General features: G+C 74.7%; 17 protein-coding genes and 1 riboswitch. Of the genes, 10 read left to right on the top strand and 7 right to left on the bottom strand.

Annotation, left to right across the window (positions count from 1 at the left end; genetic code table 11):
* Window positions 1-21: 21 nt before the first annotated feature.
* Entirely contained in the window at window positions 22-1,779 is a 1,758-nt protein-coding gene (gene resB / locus DWV08_RS09610; protein WP_241237207.1) for a cytochrome c biogenesis protein ResB, read from the top strand.
* A complete protein-coding gene (gene ccsB / locus DWV08_RS09605) occupies window positions 1,776-2,843 on the top strand; it encodes a c-type cytochrome biogenesis protein CcsB (RefSeq protein ID WP_115413580.1) in 1,068 nt (355 codons plus the stop codon). Before resB ends, ccsB begins: the two co-directional genes overlap by 4 nt.
* Window positions 2,844-2,994: 151 nt before the next feature.
* On the opposite strand, the gene DWV08_RS09600 is transcribed toward ccsB, so the two are convergent.
* Window positions 2,995-3,318, bottom strand: a complete 324-nt coding sequence (locus tag DWV08_RS09600) for a PLD nuclease N-terminal domain-containing protein (protein WP_115413579.1) — start codon at window positions 3,316-3,318, stop codon at window positions 2,995-2,997.
* A gap of 84 nt (window positions 3,319-3,402) precedes the next feature.
* Between DWV08_RS09600 and DWV08_RS09595 the strand changes: the two genes are divergently transcribed.
* Window positions 3,403-3,702, top strand: a complete 300-nt coding sequence (locus tag DWV08_RS09595) for a DUF4229 domain-containing protein (RefSeq protein ID WP_115413578.1) — start codon at window positions 3,403-3,405, stop codon at window positions 3,700-3,702.
* Here the strand turns inward: DWV08_RS09595 and DWV08_RS09590 are convergent.
* The 3 genes from DWV08_RS09590 to DWV08_RS09580 all read right to left on the bottom strand — a co-directional run bounded on the left by DWV08_RS09590 (window position 3,683) and on the right by DWV08_RS09580 (window position 7,128).
* Complete coding sequence (locus tag DWV08_RS09590) at window positions 3,683-4,579, bottom strand: 1,4-dihydroxy-2-naphthoate polyprenyltransferase (RefSeq protein WP_115413577.1); 897 nt, start codon at window positions 4,577-4,579, stop codon at window positions 3,683-3,685. The two genes, DWV08_RS09595 and DWV08_RS09590, sit on opposite strands and share 20 nt — an antisense overlap.
* A gap of 170 nt (window positions 4,580-4,749) precedes the next feature.
* On the bottom strand, window positions 4,750-6,129 hold the full coding sequence (locus DWV08_RS09585) for an AMP-binding protein (protein WP_115413576.1): 1,380 nt from the start codon (window positions 6,127-6,129) through the stop codon (window positions 4,750-4,752).
* A 3-nt stretch (window positions 6,130-6,132) separates the two neighbouring features.
* A complete protein-coding gene (locus tag DWV08_RS09580) occupies window positions 6,133-7,128 on the bottom strand; it encodes a 1,4-dihydroxy-2-naphthoyl-CoA synthase (protein WP_115413575.1) in 996 nt (331 codons plus the stop codon).
* Between the two features lie 119 nt (window positions 7,129-7,247).
* Here DWV08_RS09580 and DWV08_RS09575 point away from each other — a divergent pair, with 119 nt between their 5' ends.
* From DWV08_RS09575 to DWV08_RS09565, 3 genes are all read left to right on the top strand, one after another.
* Window positions 7,248-8,225, top strand: coding sequence for an o-succinylbenzoate synthase (locus DWV08_RS09575; RefSeq protein ID WP_115413574.1), 978 nt, complete (start codon window positions 7,248-7,250; stop codon window positions 8,223-8,225).
* A 74-nt stretch (window positions 8,226-8,299) separates the two neighbouring features.
* Complete coding sequence (menD, locus tag DWV08_RS09570; RefSeq protein WP_115413573.1) at window positions 8,300-10,000, top strand: 2-succinyl-5-enolpyruvyl-6-hydroxy-3-cyclohexene-1-carboxylic-acid synthase; 1,701 nt, start codon at window positions 8,300-8,302, stop codon at window positions 9,998-10,000.
* A 23-nt stretch (window positions 10,001-10,023) separates the two neighbouring features.
* Entirely contained in the window at window positions 10,024-11,544 is a 1,521-nt protein-coding gene (locus DWV08_RS09565) for a S1C family serine protease (protein WP_241237206.1), read from the top strand.
* 54 nt (window positions 11,545-11,598) lie between these two features.
* Here the strand turns inward: DWV08_RS09565 and DWV08_RS09560 are convergent, their stop codons facing one another.
* Complete coding sequence (locus DWV08_RS09560; RefSeq protein ID WP_241237205.1) at window positions 11,599-12,891, bottom strand: isochorismate synthase; 1,293 nt, start codon at window positions 12,889-12,891, stop codon at window positions 11,599-11,601.
* A gap of 165 nt (window positions 12,892-13,056) precedes the next feature.
* On the opposite strand from DWV08_RS09560, the gene DWV08_RS09555 reads away from it, so the two are divergent.
* Complete coding sequence (locus DWV08_RS09555) at window positions 13,057-14,766, top strand: cell division protein PerM (RefSeq protein WP_206516702.1); 1,710 nt, start codon at window positions 13,057-13,059, stop codon at window positions 14,764-14,766.
* Between the two features lie 6 nt (window positions 14,767-14,772).
* On the opposite strand, the gene DWV08_RS09550 is transcribed toward DWV08_RS09555, so the two are convergent.
* Complete coding sequence (locus tag DWV08_RS09550; RefSeq protein ID WP_115413570.1) at window positions 14,773-15,192, bottom strand: hypothetical protein; 420 nt, start codon at window positions 15,190-15,192, stop codon at window positions 14,773-14,775.
* A 146-nt stretch (window positions 15,193-15,338) separates the two neighbouring features.
* On the opposite strand from DWV08_RS09550, the gene purN reads away from it, so the two are divergent.
* The 3 genes from purN (at window position 15,339) to ppk2 (ending at window position 18,824) form a co-directional block, all read left to right on the top strand.
* Entirely contained in the window at window positions 15,339-15,911 is a 573-nt protein-coding gene (gene purN / locus DWV08_RS09545; RefSeq protein WP_115414979.1) for a phosphoribosylglycinamide formyltransferase, read from the top strand.
* A gap of 37 nt (window positions 15,912-15,948) precedes the next feature.
* A riboswitch (ZMP/ZTP riboswitch) is annotated at window positions 15,949-16,019 on the top strand.
* 27 nt (window positions 16,020-16,046) lie between these two features.
* A complete protein-coding gene (gene purH, locus DWV08_RS09540) occupies window positions 16,047-17,702 on the top strand; it encodes a bifunctional phosphoribosylaminoimidazolecarboxamide formyltransferase/IMP cyclohydrolase (protein ID WP_115413569.1) in 1,656 nt (551 codons plus the stop codon).
* A gap of 216 nt (window positions 17,703-17,918) precedes the next feature.
* Entirely contained in the window at window positions 17,919-18,824 is a 906-nt protein-coding gene (gene ppk2, locus DWV08_RS09535; RefSeq protein WP_115413568.1) for a polyphosphate kinase 2, read from the top strand.
* A 163-nt stretch (window positions 18,825-18,987) separates the two neighbouring features.
* Here ppk2 and DWV08_RS09530 read toward each other — a convergent pair whose 3' ends face one another.
* Entirely contained in the window at window positions 18,988-20,505 is a 1,518-nt protein-coding gene (locus DWV08_RS09530) for an aspartate ammonia-lyase (protein WP_115413567.1), read from the bottom strand.
* Between the last annotated feature and the right edge of the window lie 22 nt (window positions 20,506-20,527).

The raw sequence follows: 20,527 nt of genomic DNA, 5'->3' as shown, positions 1-20,527 counted from the left end.
GCCACGGGCACGAGCGCGGGCGTGAGCACGAACGCGGGCTCGGGGGCCGAGGGCCCGGCGCCCGACGGCGCGGCGCCCGGGAGCGCGGGCGGAGCGCCGGCGCGCCCGACGGGCGAGAGCGGCCGATGGAGCAGCAAGCCGGAGGTGGACGGGGCGCGTCCGGTCGCGCCCTCGCTCGGCCTGCGCGGCACGCTGCTGTTCCTGTGGCGCCAGCTCACCAGCATGCAGACGGCGCTGATCCTGCTGATGCTGCTGGCGATCGCGGCGGTGCCCGGATCGCTGTACCCGCAGCGCAGCGTGAACCCGGCGCTCACCGAGCAGTTCCTCGAGGAGAACGGCCGCTGGGGCGAGGTCCTCGATGCGCTCGGCGCCTTCGAGGTGTTCTCCTCGCCGTGGTTCTCCGCGATCTACCTGCTGCTGTTCATCTCCCTGATCGGCTGCATCGTCCCGCGCGTGGGCGTGCACCTGAAGCAGCTGCGGGCCCGCCCGCCGCGCACCCCCGCCCGGCTCACCCGCTTCACCGGCCACACCCGCCTGGAGGTGCCGGGCGCAAACGCTGAGGCTCTGCTCGAGAGCGCCCGCACCGCGCTGCGCCGCTCCCGGTACCGCACCGAGGTGCGGGAGGAGAAGCGCTCCCGTTCCGTGAGCGCCGAGCGGGGCCTGCTGCGCGAGAGCGGCAACCTGCTGTTCCACGTCGCGCTGGTGGGCGTGCTGGTCTGCATCGCGGGCGGTCAGCTCACCACCTACCGCGGCCAGATCACGGTGATCGAAGGGGACGGCTTCTCGAACTCGCTCACCCAGTACGACTCCTTCGAGTCCGGGGCCTGGTTCGACGAGAGCGACATGCCGGACTTCCGCTTCACCCTCGAGGACTTCCGCGCCACCTACGTGCAGCCCGGCGAGGCCGGCACCGTGGGCGAGCCGCGCTCCTTCGAGGCGGACGTCCAGGTCACCACCCCCGGCGAGGAGCAGGTGGCGCAGACGGTCCAGGTGAACAAGCCGCTGCACGTGGACGGCGCCTCGATGTACCTGCTCGGCAACGGCTACGCCCCCGAGGTGACGGTCACCGATCCGGAGGGGAGCGTGGTGGCCGAGGGTCCGGTGATCACGGTGCCGCTGGGCGATCTCGGCTACACCTCGCAGCTGGTGATCAAGGCACCGGACGCGCGCCCCGAGCAGACGGCCGTGGTGGGCTACTTCCTGCCCACCGGCACCATCGACGACCAGGGCCCCCGGTCGCTCTACCCGGACGCCCTGGACCCGCAGCTCGCCCTCACCGTGCACCAGGGGGACCTGGGCCTGGACACCGGCATCCCCCAGAACGCCTACGAGGTGGATCTCACCACCCTCACCCCGGTCGCCGAGGAGGACGGCAGCCCGGTGCTGATCCGGCTCTACTCGGGCCAGGAGTACGAGCTGCCCGACGGCACCACCGTCAGCTTCGACGGACTGCGCCGCTACGCCGCCTTCGACATCGCGCACAATCCCTTCGAGCGCTGGATCCTGGTGTTCGCCCTGACCGCCGTGGCCGGGCTGATCCTCTCCCTGTTCGTGCCCCGCCGGCGCGTGTGGGTGCGGGTGCGGGAGACGCCGCACGGCGCCGAGCTCGAGGTGGCGGGTCTGGCCCGCAGCGACGACCCCGCGCTCGAGGACGACGTCAAGGCCCTGGCCTCCTCGCTCGCGACGGCGCAGGATGGGACCGGCGGCACGCCCCATGACCTCGATCCCCGGCGACCCGCACGGGCCGCGGACGACTCCTCAGAAGGAAGTGCACAGTGATCAATGAGCAGCTGGCGGAGATCTCGAACCTCGCCCTCGTGGTGACGATCGTCCTCTACGTGCTCGCCCTGATCGGCTTCGGCGCCGATCTGGCCTCCACCACGCAGCGGCGCAGCGATGCGCGCCTGGGCGCTCTCGACCGGAAGGATGCCCCGGCGCTGCAGGCCGCCGCCGTGGGGGCCGATGCCGGCCCGGGAGGAGCCTCCGGAGGCGCGGTCACCGGGGAGGCCCCGGCCCCCGGGCCGATCCCGGACGGATCGCGCACCGGGGCGATGTCCGCGCAGCGGTTCGCCTTCCTGCTCGCGGGTGCGGCGACCGTGCTGCACGTGCTCGGGGTGACCACGCGGGCCCTGGCCACCCAGCGGGTGCCGTGGGCGAACATGTACGAGTTCGCCACCACCAGCACCGCCGTGGTGATGCTCGCGTTCCTGGTGTTCAGCATCCGGCGCGTGGAGCTGCGCGCGCTGGGCACCTTCGTGGTGGGCCCGGTGCTGCTGGTGCTGCTGCTGGCGCAGACCTTCTGGATCGTCCCGGCCGCGGAGCTCACCCCCAGCCTCCAGAACTCCCACTGGATCTACATCCACATCGGCGTGGCCGTGATCGCCACCGCCCTGTCGATCCTGGGTGCCGTGGTGGCCGGTCTGCAGCTGCTGCAGGCTCGGCACGAGCAGGCGCTGGTGGCCCGGGTCGCGGCGGGCGAGGAGCATCCCGAGCACTGGGGCCGCGCCGGGCACGTGCTGGACCGGCTGCCCTCCTCCACGGTGCTGGAGGCGCTGAGCTTCCGCATCCACTCGGTCGCCTTCGTGTGCTGGACCTTCACGCTCATCTTCGGCGCGATCTGGGCGCGCGAGGCGTGGGGCCGCTTCTGGGGCTGGGATCCCAAGGAGGTGTGGACCTTCATCATCTGGGTGATCTACGCCGCGTACCTCCACGCGCGCGCGACCGGCGGGTTCCGCGGCTCCCGCGCGGCCGGCCTGGCCCTGGCCGGATTCGTCGCGGTGGTGTTCAACTACACCATCGTCAACACGGTGATCAACGGCCTGCACTCGTACTCGGGGCTCTGAGCGGCCCGCGCGGGCGGCGCGCACCATGCCCCCGCGGCATCTGAGCGGCCGGTGCCCTGCATGCCGCGGGGCCCTGCTCACCGCGGGGCCCTGCATGCCGCGGGCCCCTGCTCACCGCGGGGCCGAGTTCCCTGCGGGCTAACGAGGCGTCTCAGGCCTCGGAGTCGTCGCCCTGGTCCCGCTGCCGCTTCTCGCGGCGCTCGCGGCGGATGTCCTCGTCGAGCCGGCGCAGGAAGTCGGGGTCCTCGTCGGGCGCGACAGGTCCCCGGCGCGGGCCGGGACCGCCGCCGCCCGGGCTGCGCTCCTTGCCCACGAACAGCCACGTGATGGGGCCCACCCAGGGGATCAGCACGATCAGCACGATCCAGGCCCATTTGGGCAGGCCCTTGACCTTGTCGTCCTCCGTCTGCACGCAGTCGGCCAGCGCGTAGACGGTCAGGGCGATGGAGAGGACAGCGAGCAGACCGCGAAGCATGACAGAAGTCTAGGTGCGGGGCCTGATCGTCCGGTGGACGTCCGCATGGAGGGAGGTCCCGGGCAGGGGGAATACGCTGGGTCCATGCGCCACTTCCTCGTCTACGCCGTGATCCGCCTGGGCCTGTGGCTCCTGCTGTGGTGGGTGCTCGCCCTCGCCGGCGTGGGGATCATGCTCGCCGGGGTGCTCGCCGCGCTGATCGCGATGCTGCTGTCGATCCTGTTCCTGGACCGGCTGCGCAACGCCGCCGCGCTGCGCTGGAAGGCGGCCGACGAGCGCCGCGCCGCGCGCCGCGGACCCGAGGTGGACCAGGACGCCGAGTACGAGGACTCCGTGCTCGACGACGCCGAGCGCGACGGAGAGATCAGAGAAGAAGACCGCTGAGCAGCAGCAGGGAGAGCACAAGCTCGAGCCGGCCGGTCGCGCCGAGCACCGGGATCAGGTCCCGCCCCGCGGCACCGCCGCGGACCGCCCGCACCGGGCCGAGCGCCAGCGGCAGCGCCAGCAGCACCAGCGCCGCGGGCCAGTGCACGATCATCACCGGCACCAGCAGCACGAAGGGCGCCAGCACGCACGCCGTGTAGAGCGCGCGCGTGCCGCGCTCGCCCAGCCGCACCGCGAGGGTGCGCTTGCCGGCCAGGGCGTCGGTGGGGATGTCACGCAGGTTGTTGGTGAGCATCAGCGCGACCGCGAGCAGCCCGATCGCCACCGAGGCCAGCACCGCCACCCAGCTCGCGGTGCCGGTGATCGCGTAGGCGGTGCCGTTGACCGCCACCAGGCCGAAGAACACGAACACGAACAGCTCGCCCAGCCCCAGATAGCCGTAGGGCTTCTTCCCGCCGGTGTAGAACCAGGCCGCGGCGATCGCGGCGGCGCCCACCACGAGCGTCCACCAGATCTGGGCCACGGCGATCAGCACCAGCCCGCACAGGCCGCCGAGCGCGAGGGACCCCACGGCGGCGCGCTTGACCGTGGCGGGCCGGGCGGCGCCGGAGCCGGTGAGGCGGAAGGGGCCCACCCGGTCGTCGTCGGTGCCGCGGATCCCGTCGGAGTAGTCGTTGGCGTAGTTCACGCCGATCTGCAGCGCGAAGGAGACCGCGAGGGCGAGCAGCGCGCGGGGGACCACCACCGTCCAGTCCGCGCCGTCGGTCGTCCCCTCGAGCTGCCACACCGCGGCGCCGGTGCCGGCGGCGACCGGGGCGAGCGCCGCCGGGAGGGTCTTGGGGCGGGCGCCCTGCACCCACTGCGACAGGCTGGCCATCGTGCTCCTCACGCGTTCACGGGCCGGCGGTCGACGGCCCCGACGAGCTTACGCCGCACCGCGGTCCCGGAACGCTCCCGGACCTGTGAGCCGTGACAGGCCGGGTCGGGTGCGGCGCCGCCGTGTCGCGACGTCCCGCGGCCCTGCGGCGCCGGGCGCGGGGCGGCCGCTCAGGCGCCGGCGAGGCGGCGGGCGGCGGCGCGGTCCACCTTCCCGATGCCCAGCAGCGGCAGCTCCGCGACGACGTGGACCCGCTTGGGGAGCATGTGCGCAGGCACCTCGGAGGTGCGCAGGGCGGAGCGCACCAGCGCGGTCGCCTCGGCGGGGTCGGCCCCGCCCTCGAGGGTCACCAGTGCCTCGACGCGCTGCCCCCACTCCGGATCCGGCACTCCCACCACGACCGCGCCGCGCACCAGGCCGCGCAGCATGAGGGAGCGGTCGATGGCGCGCTCCACGTCCTGGGGGAGCACCTTGCGGCCGCCGGTGATGATCACGTCGTCGGCGCGGCCCAGCACGGTGAGCTCCCCGCCCTCTCCCAGCTCGGCGAGGTCCGAGGTGAGGAAGGCCCGGTCCGCTCCGTCGCGGTCCGTGCCCTCGGGTCCCGTCTCGGCGAACACGCCGCCGTCGGTGGCACCGCCCTCAGTGAGGTAGCCGAGCGCGAGGGTGGGGGAGGCGATCCGCAGCCGGCCCGCCCCGGCCTCGTCGGGGTCGAGCACCGACAGGCGCACGCCCGGCAGCGGGAGGCGGTCGTACACGCAGCCGCCCGCGGTCTCCGAGGAGCCGTAGGTGGTGCGCACCGCGATCCGCTGGCCGCGGGCGCGGGCGAGCACGTCCGGGCTCGTCGCCGCGCCGCCCACCAGCACGGCCGCGAAGCGCTTCAGCAGGCCGCGGGCGCGGGCGTCGTCCCCGGTCGCACCGGTGACGAGGCGGGTGAGCTGGGTGGGGACGAGGGAGGTCAGCGCCGGCAGGCCCGCCCGCTCGGCCTGTTCGAGGGCGGGGCCGGCGAGCTCCACGAAGGCGGCGGCGTCGAAGTGGCCGCGCAGGTCCGGCAGCGGATCCGGCAGCGCGGGCCCCGGCAGGCCCAGCACCTGGCCGGTGCGGTGGGCGCGGGCGAGGACCTGCACCCCGGCGATGTGCGTGGGCGGCAGCAGCGGCAGCCAGAACCCGTGCCCGCGGGAGCCGGCGGCGGTGCCGTCGGCGGCGAAGAGCTGCGCGGTCGCGTCCTGGGAGGCGCGCAGCGCGGCGAGGCTCAGCGCGACCGCCTTCGCCCTCCCCGTGGAGCCGGAGGTGGGGACCACCAGCGCGGTCTCCTCGAATCCCGCGGGCAGCGTCGCGGGGGCGGGGAAGGGGCCCAGCCACAGCCGCGCCTTGCCCACCATCACCTGCCCGATCGCCTCCGAGTGCGCGGCGAGCGAGGCCGCGGAGGCGTCGTACGGCGGCGGGACCAGCCAGGGGAGAGGGCCGTCGTGGGCGGAGCCGTCGGCGGCGGGCCCGTCGGCGTCGCGCCCGGGCCGTGCCGCGCCGTCGGCGCCCGGGGCGGTGGCGCGCATCCCTCAGCCCTGCGGGTGCGGGAAGGCCGACCAGTCGGGCGCGCGCTTGTCGAGGAAGGCGTCGCGGCCCTCGGCGGCCTCGTCGGTCATGTACGCCAGGCGGGTGGCCTCCCCGGCGAAGACCTGCTGGCCCATCAGCCCGTCGTCGGCGAGGTTGAAGGCGAACTTCAGCATCCGGATCGCCTGCGGGGACTTGGTGGCGATGGTCGCGGCCATCGCCAGCGCCTCCTCCTCGAGCCCCTCGTGGTCCACCACCCGGTTCACCGCGCCCCAGTCGTAGGCGTCCTGGGCCGAGTACTCCTCGGCGAGGAAGAAGATCTCCCGCGCCCGCTTCTGCCCCACCTGCTTGGCGAGATAGGCGGAGCCGTAGCCGCCGTCGAAGGAGCCCACGTTCGCATCGGTCTGCATGAAGCGGGCGTGCTGGCGCGAGGCGACGGTGAGATCGGCGACCACGTGCAGGGAGTGCCCGCCGCCGGCGGCCCAGCCGTTCACCACCGCGATCACCACCTTGCCCATGGTGCGCATCAGCCGCTGCACCTCCAGGATGTGCAGGCGCCCACCGGAACGGGCCCGCACGGACCCCGTCTCCTCCAGCGCCTCCTCCTCGGCGTACTCGTAGCCGGAGCGGCCGCGGATCCGCTGATCCCCGCCGGAGCAGAACGAGTGCCCGCCGTCCTTGGGCGAGGGGCCGTTGCCGGTGAGCAGCACCACGCCCACCGAGGTGTCCAGGCGCGCGTGGTCCAGCGCCCGGTACAGCTCGTCGACCGTGCCGGGCCGGAAGGCGTTGCGCACCTCGGGCCGGTCGAAGGCGATTCGCACCGTGGGCAGGTCCCGCACGGTCATCTCCCCGTCCGGCGATTCGATCCGCTCCACCGCACGGTGGTACGTGATGTCGACGAGCGCGGGGCCGCCGTGCTCGTGCGCTGGCACCTCCCGCCAGCGGCGGGGATCGAAGGTGTCGGAGACCCGACGGGGGAGCGGGGCAGGGGCGGTGGTCATGCCTGCCAGGGTAGTCCGGGGGTGGCGGGCGCCGGATCCGTGCGCAGCCGCCCGTAGGTGAGCATCGCCCCATCCTCGCCGCTTCACCTCCGAGCGGCCAGCTCACTACCCTCGAGCCCATGCGCATCCCCACCGCACTGGCCGAGCGCGGCATCGACCGTGCGCTCGCCTGGTCCATCCCCATGACCACCCGCTTCCGCAGGATCACCGAGCGTGACGGCGTGCTGCTGCACGGGCCCGAGGGCTGGGCGGAGTTCTCCCCGTTCTGGGACTACGACGCGGCGGAGTCCGCCGCTTGGCTGGCCGCGGCGCTCGAGGACGCGACCGTCGCCCGCCCCGCCCCGCAGCGCACCGAGATCGAGATCAACGCGACCATCCCGGTGCTGCCGCCGGTGCTCGCCCACCGCATCGCCCGGGTGGGCGGCGCCCGCACCGCCAAGGTGAAGGTGGCCGATCCCGGCTCCAGCCTCGCCGAGGACGCCGAGCGGCTCGAGGCGGTGCGCGATGCCCTGGGCCCTGCCGCACAGCTGCGGATCGACGCCAACGGCGCCTGGTCCCTCGAGGAGGCGCTCGCGGCGCTGCCCGTGCTGGAGCGCGCCGCCGGCGGGCTCGAGTACGCCGAGCAGCCCTGCGCCTCCCTGGAGGATCTCTCCGTGCTGCGCCGCCGCGTGGAGGTGCCGATCGCCGCCGACGAGTCGGTGCGCCGCGCGGAGGACCCGCTGCGCGTGGCGCGGGCCGAAGCCGCCGACGTGCTGGTGATGAAGGTGCAGCCGCTCGGCGGGGTCCGGCGCTGCGTGGAGCTCGCCGAGCAGGCGGGCCTGCCGGTGGTGGTCTCCTCCGCGCTGGAGAGCAGCGTGGGGCTCAGCGCCGGGCTCGCGCTCGCCGCCGCGCTGCCCACGCTCACCCACGCCTGCGGCCTCGGCACCGCGAACCTGCTCACCGGCGACCTGGTGGAGGCCCCCCTGCACCCGGAGCACGGGGTGCTGCCCGTGACGCGGCAGGAGCCCGCCCCGGAGCTGCTGGAGCGGCACGCCGCAGGCGCGGAGCTCACCGCCCGCTGGGAGGAGCGCCTCGCCGCCTGCGCCGCACAGCTCTGAGGCGCCCGTCCGCGCCGCGCCCCTCCGAAGGGCCCGGCGCCGTCGCGCCCGCGCCCCGGGACTACCCTGGCGGGGTGCCTGAGACGACTGCCCCGGTCCCGCCCTGGATCCCCGCCCCCCGGCCCACGGGCTCCGGCGCGGTGGACCAGTCCGTCGCGCTGTGGAGCGCCCTGGCCGGTCTCGGGCTGCGCGAGGCGGTGCTCGCCCCCGGCTCCCGCTCGGCGCCCCTGGTGTACGCGCTCGCCGCCGGGGAGGTCGACGGCCGGATCCGTGCCCACGTGCGGATCGACGAACGGGCTGCCGCATACACCGCGCTGGGCATCGGCCGGCACGACCCCGCCCGCCCCGCGGCGGTGGTGACCACCTCCGGCACCGCCACCGCGCACCTGCACGCCGCCGTGATGGAGGCCCACCACTCCCGGATCCCGCTGCTGGTGCTCACCGCAGATCGTCCCGCCGAGCTGCGCGAGGTGGGCGCGAACCAGACCACCCGGCAGGCGGGCCTGTTCGGCTCCCTGGTGCGCCTCGCGGTGGACCTGCCCGCCCCCGCCGCCGAGGCGGCGAGCGCGACCGAGCTGCGCACCGCCGTCTCCACCGCCGCCCGGGCGCTCGCCGTCGCGACCGGGGAGCATCCCGGCCCCGTGCACCTGAACCTCTCCTTCCGCGACCCGCTGGTCCCGCGGCCGCTCCCCGCCGAGCCTGGGCCCGCCCCGGCGCGGATCGTCCTCACCCGCCGCACCCGCCCGGCGCCGCCCACGCCCGAGCCGGTGCCCGTGGACGCCCGCACCGTGGTGGTGGCCGGGGACGGCGCCGGTGCCGCCGCCGCGGAGCTCGCCGAGCGCCACCACCTGCCGCTGCTGGCCGAGCCCATGTCCGGCGCCCGCCACGGCACCACCCTGGTGCCCGGCCACCCGGCCCTGCTGCGCGAGGTGATGGCCGACGACCGCCATCCGCTGCGCCCCTCCCGCGCCCTGGTGCTGGGCCGCCCCACCCTGTCCCGCTCCGTGGTGGGCGCCCTGCTGGGCGCCGAGGACGTCGAGGTGATCGTGGTCGACCCCGGGCCGGACTGGCCGGACGTCGCCCGCCGCGCCCAGCGGGTGGTGCCCGCCGCCGTCGGCGAGGAGACCGGCCCCGTCGACCTCCCGGCACGGCAGCGGCACCTGGCCGCCTGGCGCACGGCGGCGACCGCGGCCGCCGCCGCCCTCCCGGACAGCTGGCAGCGCCGCGCCGCGCTCGCCGTGTGGGAGGCCTCCACCGCGCAGGACGTGCTGGTGCTGGGCTCCTCGAGCCTGGTCCGCGACCTCGAGCAGCACGCCGGCACCACCCGGGCGCGCGTGATCGCCAATCGCGGACTCGCCGGGATCGACGGCACCACCGCGATGGCGGGCGGTATCGCCCTCGCCCAGGAGCGGGCCGCCACCGGAGCGCCCGGCCGGGTGCGCCTGCTGGTGGGCGACCTCACCGCCCTGCACGACCTCACCGGTCTGCTGGTGGGCCCGGAGGAGCCGCGGCCCGCCCTGGACGTGATCGTGGTGGACGACGGCGGGGGCCGGATCTTCTCCGGGCTCGAGCACGCCGCCGCCCCGCCTGCGCTGCTGCGCCGCTTCTTCACCACCCCGCACGGCGCCGACATCGCCGCCGCGGCCACGGCCCTGGGTGCGCCCGCGCAGCTGCTCCCACCCAGCGCCCTGCCCGCGGCCCTCTCCGCGGCGGGGGAGGGCCTGCGGGTCCTCGTCGTCCAGGAGACGCCCAGGGAGGTGTCGAACAACTCTTGACTTCCGGTGATCACATGGAGCCCATGACCGAGCAGAACGCACCCCAGGGGACCCCGGACCGCAGCCGCCCGCCCGAGGCCGGCCCCGGCGCGCACCCCGCGGAGGAGCGCACCGAGCAGCTCGACGCGTTCCCCTGGGCCGCGTCCGCCCGGGACGCCGCGCCCGATGCCGCCGCCCCGAGCGGCGACGCTCCGGCCCAGCCGGCCGGCGCCGCCCCCGCCGCCCCGGCCGGCGGGACCGCCGCCTCGGGCGATCCGGCCTGGTACGGCGCAGCGCACTCGCCCGAGGACAGCGCCTGGTACGGCGGGCCCGCCCGCGGCGCCGCGGACCGGTCCGCGAGCACCTCGCCGTTGCCCGCCATGCAGCCGCCGTCGGCCCCCTCCTCCCCGCAGGAGACCGCCGTGCACGCCACCCCCGCCGCGCCCCGTCGCCGCGGCCCCGGCTGGGGCGGCGTGAGCGCCCTGGTGGTGGCCGGCATGCTGCTCTCCAGCGGAGCCACGCTCGGCGGAGTGGTCGCCTACGACCAGCTGCTCTCGCCGGACTCCGAGGTCGCCGCGCAGTCCCCCTCCACCACGGGGGCCGACGCCCGACCGGCCGCGATGACCTCCGACGAGACCCCGGACTGGGCCGCCGTGGCCGAGACCGTCTCGTCGAGCGCGGTGGCGATCCAGGTGAGCACCGCCGGCGGCACCAGCGAGGGCACCGGCGTGGTCCTCGACGCCGACGGCTCGATCCTCACCAACAACCACGTGATCGACGGCGGGCAGGCGATCCAGGTGACCACGGCCGAGGGGCGCAGCTACTCCGCCTCGGTGGTGGGCGCCGACGCCACCACCGATCTCGCCGTGCTGCGCATCGACTCCCCGCCGGACGGCCTCCAGGCCGCCACCTTCGCGGACTCCTCCACCGTGGCGGTGGGCCAGCCGGTGATGGCGCTCGGCACCCCGCTGGGGCTGGAGAACACCGTGACCACCGGCATCGTCTCCGCAGTGGACCGGCCCGTGACCGCCACCGGCGAGGAGTCCGACGGCTCGGACGCCACCTACACCTCCGCGCTCCAGACCGACGCCGCCATCAACCCCGGCAACTCCGGCGGCCCGCTGGTGGACGCCGCCGGGCAGGTGATCGGCATCAACACCGCGATCGCCGGGATCCCCAACGAGTCCGGCACCGCCGGCAGCATCGGGCTGGGCTTCGCGATCCCCGCGAACACCGCGCGCATGATCGCCGAGCAGCTGCTCGAGGACGGCACCGCCGAGCACGCCTTCCTGGGAGTGACCAGCACCGACGGCTCCGCCACGCAGCAGCGGGCCACCTACCACGGCGCCGAGGTGGTGCGGGTGGAGCCGGACTCCCCGGCCAGCGGCTCCGGACTGCGCGAGGGGGATCTGATCATCGGCGTGGACGACACCCCCGTCGGCGGCGCCGCCGCGCTCACCGGCGTGGTGCGGGGCCTCGAGGTGGGCTCCACCCACACCCTCGAGATCGTGCGCGACGGCGCGGTGGAGACGATCGAGGTGGCCCTCGGGGTCAGTCCCTCCTGAGCAGGTCCGGGTGCGGCGCGTCCCGCCGGGCCGCGGCGCCCTGGGGCACGGGCCTCAGCCGGTCTCCTCGCCGCGCAGCGCCCGCAGCATCGGCCGGCACTTCGCGAGCGCCTCGGCATGCTCGGAGACGGGGTCCGAGGCCGCGACCAGCCCACCGCCGGCCTGCAGCACGGCGGTGCGCTCGTCGCGCAGGTGCGCCATCCGCAGCGCGATCGCCCACTGCCCGTCCCCGTCGGCGTCCATCCACCCCACGGGGGAGGCGTAGCCGCCGCGGTCGTGCGGTTCCAGGCGGGCGATGATCCCATCGGCCTCCGCACGGGGTGTGCCCGAGACCGCGGCGGAGGGGTGGAGCCGGGCGGCGACGTCCAGGCTCGTGGTCCCTGCGCGCAGCGCGGCGGAGACGTCCGAGGCGAGGTGCTCCAGCCCCGGCAGGCGCAGCACGAACGGCTCGGGGGAGACCTCCAGGTGCTCGGCCAGGCCCTCCAGGCGCTCCACCACGGAGTCCACCGCGAACGCGTGCTCGCTGCGCTCCTTCGCATCGGCGCGGAAGGCGCGGCGGTCCTGCTCGTCGAGCTCGCCGCCGTCGGCCACCGGGCGGGAGCCGGCCAGCACGCGGGAGAACACGCGCCCGTCCTCGGTCTGGGCGAGCATCTCCGGGCTCGCGCCGATCACGTCGTCGAGGTGGTACACCCAGGTGCTCGGGTAGGCGCGGGCCAGGCGGGCCAGCAGCACGGCGCGGCTGAGCGGGGCGGGGGAGCGCACCGTGGTGCGCTCGGAGAGCACCACCTTCTCGGCCCGGCCCGCGCGGATCCCGGCCACCGCCTCCTGCACCAGCGCCTGGTACTCGTCGGGGGTGTGGTCCGGCTCCACCTCGAGCGGCGCGGACGCGGGGTCCCGCGGGGTGGAGGGGAACAGGTCGCGCCACGAGGCGGGCAGCTGCGGCTCCTCGTCCACCCCCACCACGGTGAGGAAGGACTCGCCGTCGTGCACGCCCAGCACGGCGCGCGGCACCATCAGCGTGGAGGGCCGCGGCGAGGAGTCGGCGTAGGAGAAGCTGCCCAGCGCGATCAGGCCGCTGGGACGCACCCGCACCTCGTCGTCGACCCGGGCATGCTCGGCCACCTGCCGGAACGCCGCGGCGGCGGCGGTGAAGCGGTGCGGGCCGGCGGTCTGCACCGACCAGGCGGTGCCCAGCGCCACCATGCCCTGGCCGTGCCGCAGCCAGGCGCCGCTCACCTCGGCGGGCACGTGGCCCAGCAGGTCCACCTCCTCCTCGAGGCGCACGGTGCGGACGTGCAGCGCGGCCGGCACAGGGGCGGCGTCGGGGGTCAGGTGGGGGGCAGACATCCGTGCCATTATGCGTCACCCCGGGCCGTCGGCGCCGTGACCCGCGTCCCCCTGCCAGATGCGCGGCAGCGCCGTGAGGAGGTGCGACGATGGCCCGGTGACCCCGCGGGGACGCGGGGCCGCACCGGCCCCGCACCCGCCGCCGACCACCCGAGGAGCCCGCGCGTGAGCAGTCCCGTCGACCGCATCGCCACGCCCCTGGTACGGGGAGTGCTCGCGGCGCTGTCCTCGCTGGGCGTCGCCCTGGCCGTGGTGGTGGTGCCGGCGCTCGCCGCGCAGGTCGCCGGGACCGCCTCGACCGCGACCGCGCTGGACGCGATCCTCATCGGCCTGGGCGTGCTGGTGCTGGGCCACGGCGGCGGTCTCATGCTCGCCACCGGCGTGATCGACGGCGCCGTCACCCTCACCCCCTTCGGCCTGCTGGCCGTGTTCGTGCTCCTCTCCGCCCTGGCGATGCGGCGCGTGGGCCGGGCGCTGCGGCCCGTGCGCGCCGACGGCGTGCTGCGGGAGGCGGCGCTGCGCGACTCCGGGGCGGCGTTGGGCGCCTACGCCGCGGTCTACGCGCTGGGGCTCGCCCTGCTGGCCGGCATCGGCCGCAGCGCCGAGTCCGCCCCGGTGGTCACCTCCGCGGTGGTCTCCGGGCTGATGGTCGCGGTGCTCGGCGGCCTGCTGGGCCTGCTATGGTCCCTGCGCCGTGAGCCCACCGAGGCCGTGCCCGGGGTGCGCGTGCTCGAGCTGCTGCCCGCCCCCTACGGGCAGGTGGCCCGCGCGGTGCTGATCGCGCTCATCGGGCTGTTCGGCGTGGGCATGGCCGTGGTGGTGGTGCTGATGCTCGCCGCCGTGCCGGCCCAGGCCGCGCTGTTCGAGCAGCTCTCGCCCGGGATCGTGGGCGGCCTGGTGCTCACCCTGCTCCAGCTCGCGCTGCTGCCGCTGGTGGCGGTGTGGGCGCTCACGGTGCTCCTCGGCGGCACCCTGGGCGTGGGCACCTCCACCGGCATCTCCCTGGACGGTGCCGAGACCGGGGTGCTGCCCGCCCTGCCGATGCTCGGCGCGCTCCCGGCCCCCGGCGACTTCCCGGCCCTGGCCTGGACGCTGATGCTGCTGCCCGCGGCCCCTGTCGCCCTCGGCGCGGTGCGCCTGGTGCGGGACGTGGCGGAACTGCCGCGGCGGGAGCGCCTCACCGCCTGGATCGCCTACCCGCTGGCCGTGATCGTGCTGTGCCTGGTGCTGGCGGGCCTCTCCACCGGAGGCCTCGGCGACGGCCGCCTGGTGCACCTGGGCCCGCGGATGAGCACGCTCGCGCTGCCGCTCAGCGCGGTGGTCGCCGTGAGCTGCGGCGCGGTGTTCGTGGTGCTCGCCACCGGCCTCGTGCCGTGGATCCGCCGCACGGTCGGCGGCCTCCGCAGCAGGGTCGAGGCGTTCGAGCGCACCGAGCGCGGCGAGCGCACGGAGCAGAGTGCGACGTCGGCGGCGTCCGGCCCGTCGGCCGTGTCGGCAGGGTCGGCCGCGTCGGCCGGCACCGACTGGTCCGCGGGGTCTGCGCCCTCGGTCGTGTCAGGCCCGTCTGCAGCGTCCACCCCGTCGGCTCCGTCGGCTGTGTCCGGCCCGTCGGCCGTGTCGGCTCCGTCCGCCGCGTCCGCCGCGTCCGCCGCGTCCGCCGCCGAGGGCCCGGCCGCCGGAGACCCGGCCGACGAGGGGCCGGCCCGCGACCTGCCCGGCACGTCGGCGCCGGAGGACGCCTCGGGCGGGGACGCGGCGCCCGGCGCGCCTGCGACCGACACCGCCGAGACCGACGCGACCGAGACCGAGGCACCGACGGACGACGCCCCGGAGGCCGATGCCTGGACCCTCACCGACGAGGACGCCTCGCGCTGAGCGGGATCAGCCCCCGAACAGGTCCCCGACCCACTGGACCATCGAGTCCTCCGCCTCGGCGGCGCAACGGGTGCGCGCCTGCTCGGTGAGCGCCGTGGCCTGGCACTCCTGCTGCTCCACCATCGGCCCGTAGAACACGGCGCTGAGCACCGCCGCCCCGATCAGCATCAGCGTGGCCGGCACCCCGAGCAGCGCCCCCACCACCGCGAGCGAGTAGCGGCGCTCCCGCGCGGCCCGCACGATCAGCGGCACCAGCAGCACCAGCGCCACCGCCCCGGTGAGCCCCGAGAACAGGGAGTACGGCAGAGGCGAGAGCATCAGCAGGCACGAGGCGAGCATCGTCAGGGTCAGGGCGCCCGTCAGCCGGCGTTGCCGAGCGGTGCGCGGGCCCGGGTCGGAGGAGGAAGTGCGGTTCACACCCTCCATTGTGCCCGCTCGCCGCGGAGGCCGCCGCGCACCGGCAGAGCGCGCGCGGCGCCGCCGCACCGTCGACGTCCCGCCGTCCCGCCGGCGCACCGCCGCACCGCCGGACGCCGCACGCGGCCCCGCCGCGCGACGACTACGCTGGTGCGGTGACCCGCCTCCCCGTCGTCGTCCTCATCTCCGGCACCGGCTCGAACCTCGCCGCCCTGCTGGAGGCCGCCCGCGCCGAGGACTGCCCCTTCCGGGTGGTCGCCGTGATCGCCGATCGCGACGCCGCCGGACTCGAGCACGCCCGCACCGCCGGCATCCCCGCGCAGATCGTGCGCCTGGGCGATCATCCGGACCGCGCCGCCTGGGACCAGGCGCTCGCCGACGCCGTCGCCGCCCACGGGCCCGACCTGGTGGTGCTGGCCGGCTTCATGAAGCTGGTGGGGCCGCCGCTGCTGGAGGCGTTCGGGGGGCGGATCGTGAACACCCACCCCGCACTGCTGCCCTCCTTCCCCGGCGCGCACGGGGTGCGCGACGCCCTCGCCCACGGGGTGAGGATCACCGGCTGCAGCGTGATCGAGGTGGACGCCGGCGTGGACACCGGGCGGATCCTCGCCCAGGCCGCCGTGGAGGTGCACGAGGACGACACCGAGGCCGCCCTCCACGAGCGGATCAAGGCCGTCGAGCAGCCGCTGCTGGTGGACGTGGTGCGCCGTCTCACCTCCGCCGGCTGAGCCTCCCTCGGCCCGCCCCGCCCCGATAGAGTGAGGGCACACGACTGGCGAAGGTGGGCGACCACCGGGGAGTGACGAGAGCGCGCATCGACCGCCTGGGTGCCGCATCAGCCGATCCGAACAGGAGCACGCCACGTGACCACCGCAGAACGCCGCCCCCTCCGCCGAGCCCTCGTCTCCGTCTTCGACAAGACGGGCATCGTGGAGCTTGCCGCCGCCCTCGCCGAGACCGGCGTGGAGATCGTCTCCACCGGCTCCACCGGCGCCACCATCCGCGAGGCCGGCATCCCGGTCACCGACGTCGCCGAGGTCACCGGCTTCCCCGAGATGCTGGACGGCCGGGTCAAGACCCTCCACCCCCGCATCCACGGCGGCATCCTCGCCGATCAGCGCCTGGAGTCCCACCGCGAGCAGCTCGGCACCCATGACATCGCCCCCTTCGACCTGGTGGTGGTGAACCTCTACCCCTTCAGCGACACGGTCGCCGCCGGGGGCACCTTCGACGAGATCATCGAGAAGATCGACGTGGGCGGCCCCACCATGGTGCGCGCCGCCGCGAAGAACTTCGCCTCCCTCGCCGTGGTGGTGGATCCCCAGGACTACGCCACCGCCGCCGAGGCCGCCCGCGCCGGCGGCTTCACCCTCGCCGAGCGCCAGGAGCTCTCCGCCGTGGCCTTCACCCGCACGGCCGAGTACGACGACGCGATCAGCGACTGGATGCTCGCGCAGCTCTCCGGCGACGAGGAGGCGGTCGAGGAGCCCGTGCTCGGCGAGGACGACGAGGAGATCTCGATCCTCGACCTCTCCGAGGCGGACGCCGCCGAGCTGGGCATCACCGCGACCCTCCGCTACGGCGAGAACCCCCACCAGCGGGCCCGCCTGGCCGTCACCGACGAGGAGCGTCCCGGCCTCGCCGGCGCCGAGCAGCTCGGCGGCAAGGAGATGAGCTACAACAACTACGTCGACGCCGACGCCGCCGTGCGCGCCGCCTTCGACCACCCGCTGCCGGCGGTCGCCGTGGTCAAGCACAACAACCCCTGCGGGATCGCCGTGGCCGCCGAGGGCGAGGACATCGCCGGCGCGCACCGGCGCGCCCACGGCACCGATCCGCTCTCCGCCTACGGCGGCGTGATCGCCGCGAACCGTCCCGTCACCCTCGCGATGGCGCAGCAGGTCAAGCCGATCTTCACCGAGGTGATCCTGGCGCCGGACTACGAGGACGAGGCGCTCGAGCTGCTGCGCACCAAGAAGAACCTGCGCATCCTGCGCCTGCACGGCGAGTACCACCACCCGGTGGAGATGCGGGAGATCTGGGGCGGCATGCTGCTCCAGGACGCCGACGCCCTGGACGCCGAGGGCGACGACCCCGCGAGCTGGACCCTCGCCGCCGGCGACGCCGCCGACGAGGCCACCCTCGCCGACCTCGCCTTCGCCTGGCGCTCGGTGCGGGCGGTGAAGTCCAACGCGATCCTGCTCGCGGCCGGCGGCGCGGCCGTGGGCATCGGGATGGGCCAGGTCAACCGCCTGGACTCGTGCCGCCTCGCCGTGGCGCGCGCCAACACCCTCGGCGAGCACGCCGAGGGGGAGCAGGCGCCCGAGCGGGCCCGCGGCGCGGTCGCCGCCTCCGACGCGTTCTTCCCCTTCGCCGACGGCGTGCAGATCCTGCTGGAGGCGGGGGTGCGCGCGGTCGTGCAGCCCGGCGGCTCCATCCGCGACGACGAGGTGATCGCCGCCTGCCAGGAGGCGGGTGTGAGCCTGTACCTCACCGGGACGCGCCACTTCTCGCACTGAGCCGGCGCCGGCGCCGCTGCCGCGGCGCCGCCACCGCCCGTCGGGCCGGAGCCGCGGCCGTCCGTCAGGCCGGAGCCTCACCGCCCGTCGGGCCGGTGCCCCGTCCCGCGAGGGAGGGGAGCGCCGGTCCGACCGTGTCGGTGGCCGGCTGTTCATCGAGAAGTCATGCGGGACCTCTAGAGTGGGGCCCATTCCCCAGCGTGTGAAGGAGCGGCCGTGAAGATCCCCGACAACCAGAGCCTGCGCGAGTACATCGAGCACCTGCGCGAGGAGGGGTACTCGGTCCAGGACGGTCACACCCCTGACCCGGACCTCATCGACCCCCAGGGCAATCCGGTGTACACCTGGCAGGAGGGCTACCCGTACGAGACCCGCATGGACCGGGACGAGTACGAGCTCGAGAAGTACAAGCTCCAGGTGGAGCTGCTGAAGTACCAGTACTGGCTCGAGGACAACGACCAGAAGTCCATCATCATCTTCGAGGGGCGGGACGCGGCCGGCAAGGGCGGCACCATCAAGCGCTTCACCGAGCACCTGAACCCGCGCACCGCCCGCGTGGTGGCCCTGAACAAGCCCAGCGACCGCGAGCGCGGCCAGTGGTACTTCCAGCGCTACGTGCAGCACCTGCCCACCGAGGGCGAGATGGTGCTGTTCGACCGCTCCTGGTACAACCGCGCCGGGGTGGAGCGGGTGATGGGCTTCGCCACCCCGGAGCAGTACGAGACCTTCATGAACCAGGTGCCGCACTTCGAGCGGATGCTGGTGGACTCCGGCATCCACGTCACCAAGTTCTGGTTCTCCGTCTCCCAGAAGGAGCAGCGCACCCGCTTCGCGATCCGGCAGCTGGACCCGGTGCGGCGCTGGAAGCTCTCCCCGATGGACCTCGAGTCCCTGGATCGCTGGGAGGCGTACACCCAGGCCAAGGAGGAGATGTTCCGCCGCACGGATAAGAAGTACGCGCCGTGGACGATCATCCGCTCCAACGACAAGAAGCGCGCCCGCCTCAACGCGATGCGCTACTTCCTCTCCCAGTTCGAGTACGAGGACAAGAACCACGAGGTGGTGGGCACCCCGGATCCCAAGCTCGTGATGCGCGGGAAGATGGAGGAGGCCGACGAGTGAGCCCGCTGCGCCGCTGAGCCCGCGGCGATGCGGAGCTCCGGCCGACGAGCCTGCGCCCACCGGAACGGGCCGATGAGACCGGGCCGGTCACCCCTCCTGCGGGGTGACCGGCCCGGTCTCCGTCGCGTCGGCGCTCAGGCGGTGTGCTCAGACGGCGGTGTGCTCAGGCGTCGGTGCGTTCGGTGAGCGGCACCGCCACCTCGCCGGAGTCGGGCTGGACGCCCTCGGACTCGTCGAGCGCCGGGATGGTGCCGGTGAGGGTCGCGCGATGCGGCGCGGTCATCGAGGCGGGGGAGAGGAGCGCCGCCAGGCGGTCCTCGTCGAGCAACCCCCGCTCCAGCACCAGCTCCGCGACCGGTCGCCCGGAGCGCAGCGCCTCCTCGGCCACCTCGGTGGAGGCGGAGTAGCCGATCACCGGGACCAGCGCCGTGACGATCCCGATGGAGCGGCGCAGGTAGTCCTCGAGCACGTCCTCGTTCAGCGTGATCCCCGCGACGCAGCGATCGGCGAGGGTGTTCATCGCCCGGGTCATGATCCGCGTGGACTCGAGGATGTTGAACGCGATCACAGGCTCGAAGGCGTTCAGCTGCAGCTGCCCGCCCTCCGCCGCGAAGGTCACCGAGAGGTCGTTGCCGATCACCTCGTAGGCCACCTGGTTCACCACCTCCGGGATCACCGGGTTCACCTTGCCGGGCATGATCGAGCTGCCGGGCTGCACGGCGGGGAGGTTGATCTCGTGGAACCCGGCGCGCGGGCCCGAGGAGAGCAGGCGCAGGTCGTTGCAGATCTTCGAGATCTTCACCGCGATGCGCTTGAGGATCCCGGAGAAGGTGACGAAGGCGCCGGTGTCGCTGGTGGCCTCGACGAGGTCGGCGGAGACCACGAAGGGGATCCCGGTGAGCTCGGCGAGATCGGCCGTCGCCATGCTCGCGTAGCGCGGGTCCGAGGTGATGCCGGTGCCGATCGCGGTGGCGCCCAGGTTGATCTCCTGGAACAGCTCCGCGGTGCGGGTGAGACGCTGCACGTCCTCCTCGATGGTGGTGGCCCAGCCGTGGAACTCCTGGCCCACCGTCATCGGCACCGCGTCCTGCATCTGGGTGCGGCCCATCTTCAGCACCGAGGAGAACTCCTCGCCCTTGGCCCGCAGCGTGGTGATGAGATGGTCCATCGCCTCGGCCAGCGCCGGGAAGGAGAGCATGATCGTCAGCCGCACCGCGGTGGGGTACACGTCGTTGGTGGACTGGCCGAGGTTCACGTGGTTGTTGGGGTGCAGGTGGTCGTACTGCCCGCGCTCGTGCCCCATGATCTCCAGCGCACGGTTGGCGATCACCTCGTTGGCGTTCATGTTGGTGCTGGTGCCGGCACCGCCCTGGATCATGTCCACCACGAAGTGCTCGTGCAGGGCACCGCCGAGGATCTCCTCGCAGGCCTGGTCGATCGCGGCGAAGCGCTCCGCGTCCAGCGCGCCCAGGCGATGGTTCGCCCGCGCCGCGGCGCGCTTGACCTGGGCGAGCGCCTCGATCATGCGGGGGAAGTGGTGCAGCGGGACTCCCGTGATGTGGAAGTTCTCCTGTGCACGCAGGGTCTGGACGCCGTAGTAGGCCTCCGCAGGGACGTCGCGGTCGCCGAGCAGATCGTGCTCGCGTCGCGTGGAACCGGTCGTCGAACCGGGGGTGGTCATCGGGATGTCCTCCAGATCGGGG

The sequence above is a fragment of the Brachybacterium saurashtrense genome, from assembly GCF_003355475.1.
Lineage (GTDB): Bacteria > Actinomycetota > Actinomycetes > Actinomycetales > Dermabacteraceae > Brachybacterium > Brachybacterium saurashtrense.
Note: the sequence above shows the minus strand (reverse complement) of the source record. Positions and strands in the feature narration are given on the sequence as shown.

Bases quoted from the DNA above. Each gene is read 5' to 3' on its own strand.
- DWV08_RS09575 (WP_115413574.1), top strand. From the start codon at position 7,248: ATGCGCATCCCCACCGCACTGGCCGAGCGCGGCATCGACCGTGCGCTC.
- DWV08_RS09580 (WP_115413575.1), bottom strand. From the start codon at position 7,128: ATGACCACCGCCCCTGCCCCGCTCCCCCGTCGGGTCTCCGACACCTTC.
- DWV08_RS09600 (WP_115413579.1), bottom strand. From the start codon at position 3,318: ATGCTTCGCGGTCTGCTCGCTGTCCTCTCCATCGCCCTGACCGTCTAC.
- DWV08_RS09590 (WP_115413577.1), bottom strand. From the start codon at position 4,579: ATGGCCAGCCTGTCGCAGTGGGTGCAGGGCGCCCGCCCCAAGACCCTC.
- DWV08_RS09565 (WP_241237206.1), top strand. From the start codon at position 10,024: ATGACCGAGCAGAACGCACCCCAGGGGACCCCGGACCGCAGCCGCCCG.
- DWV08_RS09550 (WP_115413570.1), bottom strand. From the start codon at position 15,192: ATGGAGGGTGTGAACCGCACTTCCTCCTCCGACCCGGGCCCGCGCACC.
- DWV08_RS09585 (WP_115413576.1), bottom strand. From the start codon at position 6,129: ATGCGCGCCACCGCCCCGGGCGCCGACGGCGCGGCACGGCCCGGGCGC.
- DWV08_RS09530 (WP_115413567.1), bottom strand. From the start codon at position 20,505: ATGACCACCCCCGGTTCGACGACCGGTTCCACGCGACGCGAGCACGAT.
- DWV08_RS09560 (WP_241237205.1), bottom strand. From the start codon at position 12,891: ATGTCTGCCCCCCACCTGACCCCCGACGCCGCCCCTGTGCCGGCCGCG.
- DWV08_RS09595 (WP_115413578.1), top strand. From the start codon at position 3,403: ATGCGCCACTTCCTCGTCTACGCCGTGATCCGCCTGGGCCTGTGGCTC.